11 protein-coding genes and 1 tRNA gene are annotated in these 11538 nt (G+C 70.8%); 5 read left to right on the forward strand and 7 right to left on the reverse strand.

Annotation, left to right across the window (positions count from 1 at the left end):
• Nucleotides 1-195: 195 nt before the first annotated feature.
• The 3 genes from ABZ845_RS22530 to ABZ845_RS22540 all read left to right on the forward strand — a co-directional run bounded on the left by ABZ845_RS22530 (nucleotide 196) and on the right by ABZ845_RS22540 (nucleotide 3751).
• Complete coding sequence (locus ABZ845_RS22530) at nucleotides 196-1341, forward strand: SPFH domain-containing protein (RefSeq protein WP_360982380.1); 1146 nt, start codon at nucleotides 196-198, stop codon at nucleotides 1339-1341.
• Nucleotides 1342-1516: 175 nt separating this feature from the next.
• Nucleotides 1517-1981: a DUF3592 domain-containing protein gene (locus ABZ845_RS22535; protein ID WP_360982382.1), complete on the forward strand. Its 465-nt coding sequence runs from the start codon at nucleotides 1517-1519 to the stop codon at nucleotides 1979-1981.
• Nucleotides 1982-2062: 81 nt separating this feature from the next.
• Complete coding sequence (locus tag ABZ845_RS22540) at nucleotides 2063-3751, forward strand: AMP-binding protein (protein WP_360982384.1); 1689 nt, start codon at nucleotides 2063-2065, stop codon at nucleotides 3749-3751.
• 89 nt (nucleotides 3752-3840) lie between these two features.
• Here ABZ845_RS22540 and ABZ845_RS22545 read toward each other — a convergent pair.
• From ABZ845_RS22545 to ABZ845_RS22575, 7 genes are all read right to left on the reverse strand, one after another.
• Nucleotides 3841-3914: transfer RNA gene (locus ABZ845_RS22545), tRNA-Lys, on the reverse strand.
• A gap of 78 nt (nucleotides 3915-3992) precedes the next feature.
• The gene (locus ABZ845_RS22550; RefSeq protein WP_360982386.1) at nucleotides 3993-4772 is read right to left on the reverse strand and encodes an IclR family transcriptional regulator C-terminal domain-containing protein; all 780 of its coding nucleotides are present in this window, start codon (nucleotides 4770-4772) and stop codon (nucleotides 3993-3995) included.
• A 110-nt stretch (nucleotides 4773-4882) separates the two neighbouring features.
• Nucleotides 4883-5659, reverse strand: coding sequence for an ectoine/hydroxyectoine ABC transporter ATP-binding protein EhuA (ehuA, locus tag ABZ845_RS22555; RefSeq protein ID WP_360982388.1), 777 nt, complete (start codon nucleotides 5657-5659; stop codon nucleotides 4883-4885).
• A gap of 10 nt (nucleotides 5660-5669) precedes the next feature.
• Complete coding sequence (gene ehuD, locus ABZ845_RS22560; RefSeq protein ID WP_360982390.1) at nucleotides 5670-6320, reverse strand: ectoine/hydroxyectoine ABC transporter permease subunit EhuD; 651 nt, start codon at nucleotides 6318-6320, stop codon at nucleotides 5670-5672.
• Nucleotides 6317-7045, reverse strand: a complete 729-nt coding sequence (gene ehuC, locus ABZ845_RS22565; RefSeq protein ID WP_360982392.1) for an ectoine/hydroxyectoine ABC transporter permease subunit EhuC — start codon at nucleotides 7043-7045, stop codon at nucleotides 6317-6319. The genes ehuD and ehuC overlap by 4 nt, the downstream gene beginning before the upstream one ends.
• The gene (ehuB, locus tag ABZ845_RS22570) at nucleotides 7042-7947 is read right to left on the reverse strand and encodes an ectoine/hydroxyectoine ABC transporter substrate-binding protein EhuB (RefSeq protein ID WP_360982394.1); all 906 of its coding nucleotides are present in this window, start codon (nucleotides 7945-7947) and stop codon (nucleotides 7042-7044) included. Before ehuB ends, ehuC begins: the two co-directional genes overlap by 4 nt.
• 131 nt (nucleotides 7948-8078) lie before the next feature.
• Nucleotides 8079-9044, reverse strand: a complete 966-nt coding sequence (locus ABZ845_RS22575) for a D-2-hydroxyacid dehydrogenase (RefSeq protein ID WP_360982396.1) — start codon at nucleotides 9042-9044, stop codon at nucleotides 8079-8081.
• A gap of 308 nt (nucleotides 9045-9352) precedes the next feature.
• Here ABZ845_RS22575 and ABZ845_RS22580 point away from each other — a divergent pair, with 308 nt between their 5' ends.
• Both ABZ845_RS22580 and ABZ845_RS22585 read left to right on the forward strand, forming a co-directional pair.
• A complete protein-coding gene (locus ABZ845_RS22580; protein ID WP_360982398.1) occupies nucleotides 9353-10117 on the forward strand; it encodes a decarboxylase in 765 nt (254 codons plus the stop codon).
• 93 nt (nucleotides 10118-10210) lie between these two features.
• Complete coding sequence (locus ABZ845_RS22585; protein WP_360982400.1) at nucleotides 10211-11293, forward strand: LLM class flavin-dependent oxidoreductase; 1083 nt, start codon at nucleotides 10211-10213, stop codon at nucleotides 11291-11293.
• Nucleotides 11294-11538: the final 245 nt, after the last annotated feature.

Genomic DNA, 11538 nt, shown 5'->3' on the forward strand with positions numbered 1-11538 from the left:
CTTGCCCACCGTCCACCTTTGCCCCTGCTCGGTCCCGCCCCTTTGCCCCCCGGCCCCAGTCCCGGTCCCTTGTCCCAGTCCCAGGTCCGTTGTCCCTGTCCCCTGTCCCGATCCCCTGTCCCAGTCCCTCCCTCTCCTCGTCCGTATTCCGACGCGCCCGGCCGGCATCGCCGGCGCGGAGGCTTGGAGGCACGCATGAGCACCACGACATCGCAGAACTCGGAGCCCGAAGGGGGTCCGGACGAGTCCGACCTCCGGCAACCCCGCCTCATCCACAGTGAGTCGACCGCCGAGATCCCCGTCCACATGCTGTTCCGCGAGGATCCCGACGCGGGCCCGCTGCCGCTCGCCCCCGCGGTGGTGGGGCGGCGGCTCGGCACCGGCGAGCAGCCTCGGGTGCGTACGGCCGTCCCGCCGCGGCGGCGGCTGCCGGAGCTCGACCCCACGCTGATCGAGCGGCGCGCCCTGGTGCTGCCCGGTTCGCTCGGTGTGCTCATCGGCCTCGGCGGGGTGGCGGGCATTGCGGTCACCACGTGGTGGGTGGGCTACGTGTCGCCCGCCGCGGTGCGCCTGCTGGAGCTTCCGGTATCCCCGTCCACCGGTCTTGGGCTCCCGCAGCTGGCCGCCTATGTCGGCTCCGGTGTGCTCTTCCTCCTCGGCTTCGGGGGACTCATGCGCGGGCAGACCGGCCTGGCCTGGGTGATGAGCGTGTTCGGGCGCTACCGGGGCACGATCCGCCGCTCCGGCCTGATGTGGGTGAACCCGCTGGTGATGCGCCGCCGCGCCGATGTGCGGCTGCGGCACTGGCGCAGCGAGCCCATGCCGGCGGTCGACGCCAACGGGGTCACGCTGAACGTGGTCGTCATGATGACCTGGCAGGTCAAGGACACCGCGCGCGCCGTGCTCGGCATCGACGACCATGAGGCGTATCTGCGGGAGTGCGTCGAGTCGGCGCTCGCGAGGGTGCTCCCGCAGGTGCCGGCGGATGTGCCCGCCTCGATGGCCATGGTGAGCCTGCACAACGTCGAGGCGGTCGGTGAGGCGCTGACCCGGCTGGTGGCGGCGGAGGCGGCGCCGGTCGGCCTCGAGGTGTTCTCGGTGCAGCCGACACGGCTCGAGTACGCGCCCGAGGCCGCGGCGCGGCTGCAGCGGCGCCGGATCGCCGCGCTCGACGCCCGGCACCGGGACACCGTCCTCAGCTCGGTCGTCGACTCGGTCGAGGACACGGTGATCCGCCTGACCACCCGGGGCCTTGTCGAACTGGACGACTACGAGCGCAAGGCGCTGGTGAAGGATCTGACGGTGGCCTTCTACACGGGGCGGACGACCGACGGGGGGTGACAGCCACCGTGTGCCGCGCCGCACCGTTCTGCCCCCGCATCGTCCCGAATCCGTACCGAACGGTTTTCTGAGCCTGCGTTGAGGAGCGGGAGCACCGCGGGCGGGTACGTTCCACGCACCGCCGCTGCCAGGTCGTGACGGCGTGCGTGGGACCGTACCGAAACGTGGGGGAGACATGGACTTCTTGTTCTACGGGATACCGAGCCTGATGATCGCCGGTGTGGTGGCCATGGCGGCGATAATCGTCCGCCGTTCGCTCCAGATGCGGAGCAACTGGAAGAGCGGTCTGACCGCCGAGGCGCGGTGCCTGCGGACGTACACGACGACCAGCGGGGGCGGTGACACCTCGGTGACCACCACGCTGCACCATGTGTACGAGTTCACGACCCGCGAGGGCCGTACGGTCCGCTTCGAGGAGGCCAACGGTCCGGCGACGGCGCTCGAGGGCGACATCGTGCCCGTGCACTACACGGCCGAGCATCCTGAGCGGGCCACCGCGCATGCGCCGGCCATGGGCAAGGTCGTGGCGGGCGCGACGGGCCTGCTGGTGTTTCTGTCGGTGATCGTCGTGTTCTGCGTCGGGTTCATGGTGACGTACACCGAGGTCTTCGCGGACGGTCCGTTCGCGGACATGCCGTGAGCGCGGCGCACGGCTTCGGGCGGGGCTGATCCTGGCGTTCCCGGGGTCCCCATCTGATGGCATGTCAGCTACCGTCGGTTCATGGAGGCCATGAGGGGCAGTGCTGCCGAGCTTGTGGGGGCGCGGTGGGGGGACCGGCGGCCGGCGGTGTGGTTCGAGGGGCGGGTGCTCAGCGGGCATGACGTGGCGGCGGGGGCCGCGGCGCGTGCGGCGCTGCTGGCCGATCTGCTGCCGCCGGGCTCCGTACCGCACCTCGGCGTGCTGCTCGACAACACGCCCGAGTTCCCGTTGTGGCTGAGCGCGGCGGCCCTCGGGGGCGCGGCCGTCGCCGGGGTCAATCCCACCCGCCGTGGGCCCGAGCTGGCCCGGGACATCCTGCACACCGAGTGCGGGGTCCTGGTCACCGAGCGGGCCCGCCTCCCGCTGCTGGACGGGCTCGAACTGCCGGGTGTCCGCATCCTGGTGACCGACACGGACGCCTATGTGAAGCTCCTCGCCGGATACCGGGGCGCCGAGCCCGACGTCTCGAAGGCCACCCCGGCCGACCGCCTCCTCCTCTACTTCACCTCTGGTTCCACCGGCGCCCCCAAGGCGGCGATCTGCAGTCAGGGGCGGCTCGCGGAGGCCGGCCGCTCCCTGGTCCGCCGGCTCGGGCTGGGCGCCGACGACGTCCACTACGTCTGCATGCCGATGTTCCACGGCAACGCGGTCATCGCCGGCTGGGCCCCGGCGCTCGTCACGGGCGCCCCGGTCGTGCTCAGGCGCCGCTTCTCGGCGTCGGGGTTCCTTGATGACGTACGGGCGTACGGGGCGACGTACTTCACCTACATCGGACGTGCCGTGCAGTACGTCCTGGAGACCGGAGAGCGGCCCGACGACCGGGACAACCCGCTGCGGCTCGGCTTCGGCACGGAGGCGGGGGCGGTGGACGCGGCGGCCTTCGAGCGACGCTTCGGGGTGCGGCTTCAGGAGGGGTACGGATCGTCGGAGGGCGGGGCGGCCGTCCAGTGGTCGCCGGGAACCCCCGCCGGCGCCGTGGGACGCGCGGCCCCCGGGCTCGTCGTCCTCGACCCCGCTACCGGCCAGGAGTGCCCGCCCGCCCGCTTCGACGCCGCCGGGCGGCTGCTGAACGGGGACGAGGCCATAGGCGAACTGGTCAACCGCGGCCCGAGTCCGTTCGAGGGCTACTGGCGCAACCCCGCCGCGGAGGCCGCCCGGCGGAGACGGGGAGCACCGCGCCCGGACGGAGCCGGGGGAGGGGACGACTGGTACTGGACGGGTGACCTCTTCCACCGGGACGCCGACGGGTTCCTCTACTTCGCGGGCCGCACCGAGGACCGCCTCCGCGTCGACGGCGAGAATCTGGCCGCGGCGTTGATCGAGAACATCCTCGCCAGGTACGCGGGCGCCGCCGCCGTGGCGGTCTACGCGGTTCCGGACCCGGCGTCCGGGGACCAGGTGATGGCGGCCATGGCGCTCGGGGACGAGGAGATCTTCGAGCCGGGGGCCTTCTCCGCCTTCCTCGCCGCCCAGCCCGATCTCGGTACCAAGATGGCGCCCCGGTTCGTGCGGGTCGTGGAACGGATGCCCGTCACCGCCACCAACAAGATCCACCGGGCGGGGCTGAGGCGGGAGGGCTTCCGGTGCGCGGATCCGGTGTGGTGGCGGCCACCCGGGCAGGACGGCTACCGGAGGTTCACCGAGGAGGACGGGGCGGTACTCGTCGCCGAGTACCGGGCGCGGGGCCGTGAGGAGCTGCTTTCCCGCTAGTGCCGCAGCCGCCGGATGACCAGCACTCGTACGACCGCTGTCGTACGACGAGAAGAGGCCCCCCGCTGTCGCGAGGAGCCTCTCACTTGTGCGCCGCCAGGGACTCGAACCCCGGACCCGCTGATTAAGAGTCAGCTGCTCTAACCAACTGAGCTAGCGGCGCAGACTCTGTCGCGTTTCGCTTGTGCGTCCGACGACAAAAGAAATACTACCTGGTCTTGCGGAGTGCTGATGACCATCCTCAAGGCCGCCCTCGGATCGCCAGTGACAGCAGGACCGGGGCGGCCCCCCTGTTCAGCGTGTCCGCCGCCTGCCGCAGCCGGTGGGCGTGCTCCACCGGCAGGGACAGCGCCAGACAGCCGACCGCGGAGCCCGCGGTGACCGGGACGGCAGCGCAGACCGTGCCCACCGCGTACTCCTGGAGGTCGAGGACCGGGACCGTGGGCGGATGGGCGTCGAGGCGGGACAGCAGGTCCCTCTCGCTGGTGATCGTCCGGGAGGTCAGCCGGGCCGGCTTGTGGCGGGCGAGGTGGTCCCGGCGGCCGTCCAGGTCCAGCTGTCCGAGCAGGCTCTTGCCGACCGCGCTGGCATGGGCCGAGGAGCGGAAGTCCACCCACTCGTGCACCGCCGGCGCCGCGAGGCTCTCGGCGCACTGGGCGACATGCACCTCACCGTCGACATAGCGGCTGAAGTAGACCGCGGCGCCCACCGAGTCGCGCAGCCGGTCCAGGGTGCGCTGGAGCCTCTCGCGCAGCGCCTGGTCGCGGCCGTGGGCGGATCCCAGGCGGCCGAGGGCGGCGCCCGTGACGTAGGCGCCGTCGGACGTCTGCTCGACGTACCCCTCCCCGCGCAGCATCCGCAGGAGCGCGGTCAGCTGCCGGGTGCCGAGGCCGGTCCCGCGGGCGAGCTCGGTGCCGGTGACACCGGTGGGGCGCCGTGACACCGTCTCCAGGACACGCAGCGCGTCCTGGGCCGAGTGGTACGGGACAGTCGGGTCGGTCGGCTCATGGATCAGCGCCACGGTTTCCCCCTGCGTTTCGGGGCCGTTCTCCAGGCAGCTCGGCTGCCTCCACGATAGGGCCCAAAAGCCGCCAGGGGAGAGGGCGTTGACGAATCCGGCGGGTCTGGCGGTCAGAGCACCGCGCTGAGGAACTCCCGGGTCCGGCTGTGCTCGGGCTCGGTGAAGATCTTCTCCGGGCCGCCCGCCTCGATGACCTTCCCGGAGTCGAACATCAGCACACGGTCCGAGATGTCGCGGGCGAAATTCATCTCATGCGTCACGCACAGCATGGTGATGTCCGTGCTGCGAGCGATGTCACGCAGAACGTCGAGGACCCCGGCGACCAGCTCCGGGTCGAGCGCCGACGTCACTTCGTCCAGCAGCAGCACCTGAGGGCGCATGGCCAGCGCCCGGGCGATGGCGACGCGCTGCTGCTGCCCGCCGGAGAGCTGGTTCGGGTACTTGTCGAGGTGGTCGCTCAGCCCGACCAGGTCCAGCAGGTCGCGCGCCCGCTGCTCTGCCTCGTCCTTCGGCAGGCCGAGCACGGTCACCGGCGCCTCGGTGATGTTCCGCAGCACCTTCATGTTCGGGAACAGATTGAACTGCTGGAAGACCATCCCGATGTTCTTCCGTATCTCCCGGACCTGCCTCTCGTCCGCCGGGAACAGCTGCTGCCCGCCGACCGTGATGGTGCCCTCCTCGGGCTTGGCCAGGGTCATCAGCAGGCGCAGGATCGTGGTCTTCCCGGACCCCGAGGGGCCGATCAGCGTGACGTGCTTGCCCGTCTCGACGGAGAAGTCCAGCTTGTCGAGGACGGTGTGGTCGCCGAAACGCTTGGTGACCTGGTCGAAGCGGATGAGCTCGCCGGTCGCGGCCGGCGAGCTCGCGGGGGCGTCGGGTTGCTTCATCAGGGGAGTGTCAGCGGACAAGACGTCGCTCCAGGGCTCGCAGGAGGAGGGAGGCGGGGTAGGAGATCAGGACGAAGGCCACACCGATGACGGTGAGGGGCTCGGTGAACTGGAAGTGCTGCTGGGAGAAGAGCCGCGCCTGGCCGAGCATGTCGAGCACGGTGATCGTCATCAGCATCGGTGTGTCCTTGAGCATCGAGATCACGTAGTTGCCCAGCGCGGGCACGACCCGGCGGATGGCCTGCGGCAGGATCACGGCGGTCCAGGTGCGGCGCACGGGAAGGCTCAGCGCCGTGGCCGCCTCCCACTGTCCGGGGGGCACCGCCTCGATACCGGCCCGGTAGACCTGCATCGTGTAGGTCGAGTAGTGCAGCCCGATCGCGAAGACACCGGTCGTCAGCGCGGAGAAGGTGACTCCCCACTCCGGCAGCACGTAGAAGAGGAAGAACAGCTGCACCAGCAGCGGTGTGTCCCGGATGAACTCGGTCACGATCCCCACCGGCCAGCGCACCAGCCGGGTCCGGGTGCGCATCAGCAGCGCCCATACGAGGCCGAGGGCGAACGAGATCAGCGAACCCAGGGCGAGTGCCTCGAGAGTGACGAGCAGGCCGTCCCAGAAGTGCGGCATGAAGGCGCGTACGGCGCCCCAGTCCCAGTTCACGAGACACCGCCTCCAACCGTGGTCGGGGTCGTGGCCGTCGTCCCGGGCCGCCGTACGGAGCTTTCGGGCCGCCGCGGCGCCTTGCCGATCCCTGCCTTCAAGCGGCGTTCAAGACCGCGCATCAGCCGGGTGAGCAGGAACGCGATCACGAAGTAGATGAGCAGGATGTACGTGTAGATGTGCGCGCTCTCCTGCAGGGCGAGCCGCACCAGATTGCCGCTGAACGCCAGGTCGCCCATGCCCATGACGGAGACCAGCGCGGTTCCCTTGAGCAGTTCGACCAGGAGGTTGGAGAAGGGCGGGATCATCTCCGGCACCGCCTGCGGCAGCAGGATCTTGCGCAGGCGCTGCCACGGGGTGAAGCTCAGCGCGATCCCGCCCTCCCGCTGCGCCGGGTCCACGGAGTTCAGGGCGCCGCGGACGATCTCGGCGCCGTACGCCCCGTACGTCAGGCCGAGCGCGAGCGTGCCTGCCCACAGCGGCACCAGCTGCCAGCCGAAGGCGAGCGGCAGCACGAAGAACACCCAGAAGATCATGATCAGGGCCGAGGTGCCCCGGAACACCTCGGTGTAGAAGCCGGCGAGGAAGCGGACGATCCACCGCCGGTGGGTGCGCGCGACGCCGACGGCGAACGAGACGGCCGTCGCCAGCAGCGAGCTGAGCACGAGCAACTGGACGGTGGTCCATATGCCCTTCAGTACGATTTCCCAGAGGCCCGAGGTCATCCGCGGCACAGCTCCTTCGCGGTCATGTCGGTCATCTCGGCCTTGCCGAAACCGAACGGACGCAGAATGCGGTAGACCTCGTCGTTCGCCTTCATCTTCCTCAGTTCGACGTTGAAGGCGTCCCGCAGCCCCGTCTCGGTGGACCGGAACGCGAATCCACCGCCGTCGACATGGGGTTTGCCCTTCACCAGCGGAGCGAAGGGCGTGGTGGCCTCGGCCTTGCCGGACTTCTTGACCACCTCGCGCGTGGTGAGAGCGGTACCGGCGAACACATCGACCCGCCCGGCCTCCACGGCGTTCAGCCCGGCGACCTGATCGGGCACGATCAGGATGTCGCTCTCCTTGTATCCGGCCTCGACGGCGTACTGGATCTCCGCGTATCCGGTGCCGGTGGCGAACTTCGCCTTCTTCTCGACCACGTCCCGATACGTGTGCAGCCCCTTCGGGTTGCCCTTGCGGACGATGAAGGAGTCGAGCATCTGGTAGTCGGGGTCGGCGAATATGACCTGTTGACAGCGTTCCGGGTTGATGTACATCCCGGCGGAGACGACATCGAACTGCTGTGAGTTCAGCCCGGGTATCAGAGAGCCGAACTCGGTCGGCACGGGCTGGACGCGGCCGACGCCGAGCCGTTTGAAGATGGCCTTCGCCAACTCCGGTGCCTCGCCGGTTAGTTCTCCGTTCTTGTCGATATATCCGAAGGGGATCTCACCGGCGATGCCGAGGCGGACCACGCCCTGGGCCCTGAGCCGGTTGAGCAGACCGCCGCCGTGGGCGGTCGATGCCGTGGCCACGCGGCTGCAGCCGGCGGCGCCGAGCGCGCCCAGCGCGGCGGCACCGGCGAGCAGTGACCGTCTGGTCGTTCCGGGTTTCCCCGCGTCCTTCGTCCGTGGTGGAGCCATGGGCGCGCGGCTACCCGGGACCATGCGATGTATTCAGGCCTGTTTCGGCCCCGCTCGGCGCGCGAGTCCGGCACGAAGGCCGCCGCCGGGCCCCGGCAGGGTGCTGACCGGCGACGATTCCGCTGGGCTGCTCACCGGCCGGGAACGTAGCCGCGTACTTTGTCGACCACGTTCACCAGCGGTCGCCCCGCCTCCCACCGCTCGTACAGGGAGACGAACTGCGCACCGAGTTCGTCCCTCCAGCCGGCCGTGTCACCGCTCATGCGCGGGGACACGAGCAGACCGGGGACACCCCACAACCGGCTGTCGGGGGTGAGCGGTTCTCGCTGGAAGGCATCCAGTGCGGCGCCCGCGATCCACCGCCGCGACAGCGCCTCGGCGAGCGCGTCCTCCACCACGAGCTGCCCGCGCCCCACGTTGATGAAGCGGGCCGAGGGCTGCATGACGCCGAAGCGCCGGAGGTCGAACATGCCCCGTGTCTGCTCGGTCAGCGGAGCCGCGGCGATCACCCAGTCGGCCCGGGCGATCAGCCGGTCCAGGTCGGCCGGGCCGTGGATACCGGTGCGCGGGATGCGGCCCACGACCGACGCCGTGACACCGAGCGCCTTGAGCGTTCGGGCGATGGTCCGTCCGATCGGCCCGGAGCCGACCACGCACGCCCGCGTGCCCGCCACCCGCGTCGTCTCGCGGTGCCGCCACTTCCGTTCCCGTTGGAGGTCCCAGGTGCGGGGGAGGTCCTTGGCCATCGCGAGGACGAGCGCGGCCACGTACTCGGCGACCGGGAGGTCGAAGACGCCCCGCGCGTTCGTCACCACCGTGTCGGACGCGGTCAGTTCGGGGCACATCAGATGGTCCACGGCCGCACTCGCGGTGTGCACCCAGCGCGGCCTGGGTTCCTCTCCGGGCCATGCGTCGCGCACCGCGAGGGAGACGAAGTCCCAGACGAGCAGGACATCGGCGTACGGGAGGCGCTGTGCGAGCGTCGAGTCGTCCGCGTGCTCGATCCGCACCCGGCCGGTGAGCCGCCCGAGCCGGGGCGGTGGATCGGCGTCCAGGACGAGCAGGGTGGGTCGGCTGCCGGGCGGGGAAGCGGGCATACGTGAACCGGGCCTCCCTTCGGCGGCCGGCGGCGGTCGAAGGCGGTCGGCCGGGCGTCTGACATGCGCGGATGGAACACGTTGGCACCCGCGGCCACCGCCGTCAACATGCCTGCGGCGCCTGGCCGCGCCAAGCGCCGGTCCGCTCCCTCGGCCAACCAGGTGACGAGAGCGGGCTGGTTTGCGTCACCTGGGTACCCGGGCGCCGGGTCCCCATCAGGCTCTGCTCGACAAGACTCACAAAGACGTAGAACACGGACCGTACCCGTACCTGTACCCGTACCGCCGGAAGAACAGGAAGGTTGGGCATGACCGCACTCGGTTTTCTCTACCCGGGCCACCACGCAGAGGACGACTATCCGCGCATCGAGCAGTTGCTGGCCAGCGACATCCGGGTGGACCTCGTGCACATCCCCGCCGGAGAGGGCGGTCCCCGGGCGGACGAGATGCGCACGGGGACGCCGCCGGGCGGCCCCGGGAGTCCCGGGGAGGACACGCCGCGACAACTCGCTGCGGGCGTCGAGGAACTGCGCCTCGCGGGGGCGGAGGCGGTGGTGTGGGCCTCCACCAGCGGAAGCTTCGCACCCGGCTGGGAGGGCGCCCACGAGCAGGTGCGCGCCCTGGCCCGCGCGGCCGGGATGCCCGCCTCCTCGACCTCGTTCGCCTTCGCGCACGCGGCGCGGGAGATCAAGGCGCGAAGGGTGGCGGTCGCCGCTACGTACCCGGACGGCGGGGCGGAGCTGTTCGCCCGCTTTCTGCGGGCGGCGCACGTGGAAGTGGTGTCGGCGCACGCCGCGGGCGTCGCCACGGCGGCGGAGGTGGCCACCTGGGGAGCCAAGGAGGTGCTCGCGCTCGCCCACGCGGGCGATCACTCCGACGCCGAGGCGGTTCTGCTGCCCGATACGGCGCTGCACACGGTCGCGCATCTGACACTCCTGGAGAAGGAGCTGGCCAAGCCGGTCCTCACCGCCAACCAGGTCACGGTCTGGGAGGCGCTGCGGCTGGTGGACCGCCGGGTGAACGCGCCGAACCTGGGGAGCCTGTTCACCAGGGAACCGATCGTGCAGGTGTGAGCCGGGGCTTCGCCGCGGGGTCCGGGAATAACCGGGGAGTGCCTCCTGTTGTGCCGCCGGGAGAAAAGAGACGAGCGCGCAGGAGGCAGTTCGGTGGACGAGATCCGAGGCACGGCACAGGGCACCGCCCCCGTTCCCCTGTCCGTACTTGACCTGGTCACAGTGGGTACGGGCCGCACCGCCACCGAGGCCCTGCGCACCAGCGTCGCCATCGCCCGGTTCGCGGAGTCCCGAGGTTTCCACCGCTACTGGGTCGCCGAGCACCACTCGATGCCGGGCGTCGCGTCCTCCTCACCCGCGGTGATCCTCGCCCACCTCGCCGCCCACACGGACCGCATCCGGCTCGGCTCGGGCGGGGTGATGCTGCCCAACCATGCTCCGCTCGCCATCGCGGAACAGTTCGGCACGCTGGAGGCCATGGCCCCCGGCCGCGTCGACCTCGGGCTCGGGCGCGCCCCCGGCACGGACGGCGCCACCGCCGCCGCACTGCGCCGCGCCGACCATCTCTCCGAGGGCGCCGACGACTTCCCCCAGCAGCTCATGGAGCTGACCCGCTTCCTCGACGACGACTTCCCGGACGGCCACCCCTACGCCCGCATCCACGCGGTCCCGGGTCCCGTCCAGGCCACCTCCCCGGGCGGCGTCCAGTCCCCTCACCGGCCGCCGGTCTGGCTGCTCGGCTCCTCCGGGTTCAGCGCCCGGCTGGCCGGAACACTGGGGCTGCCCTTCGCCTTCGCGCACCACTTCTCGGCGCAGAACACCATCCCGGCGCTCGACCTGTACCGCGAGTCCTTCCGCCCGTCCGGGGTCCTCGACGCCCCGTACGCGCTCATCGGCGTCGCGGCCCTCGCCACCGACGAGGAGAAGGAGGCCCGCCGCCAGGTCCGTGCCGCCGCGCTCAACATGATCCGTCTGCGCATGGGCCGCCCCGGCCTCGTGCCCACCCCGGAGGAGGCGGAGGCGTACGAGTTCAGCCCGATGGAGCAGGAGTTCTTCGAGTCCTGGACGGCGAACGTCGTCCACGGCACCTCCGACGAGGTCCGCTCCGGCCTGGACGCCCTCCAGAAGCGCACGGGAGCGGACGAACTGATGCTCACGTCCAACGCCCACGACGGCGCCGTCCGCCTCCGCTCGTACGACTTGATCGCCGAGACCTACAACCTGCCGACGCTCTGAGCCGAGGGCGCGCCAGGGATACGTCACGATCCGCGGGCGCACGGGACTTCTCGCACAGTTGCCCGCCCCCTGAAGAGCACGCATCGCACGCATCCCACGCGAGGAACCACGACGCACGCGCGGCTGACGACGAACCGGTGGGGACTGCTCGGGGGGGTGCCTCTATGTCTTTCGTCAAGCGAGGCGTGGGGTTCTGGGTTCGTAGAAGGTGCCGTCGCGGAGCATCGCGAAGAGCACGCTGATGC

It is taken from the genome of Streptomyces sp. NPDC047022 (assembly GCF_040644155.1).
Classification (GTDB): domain Bacteria; phylum Actinomycetota; class Actinomycetes; order Streptomycetales; family Streptomycetaceae; genus Streptomyces.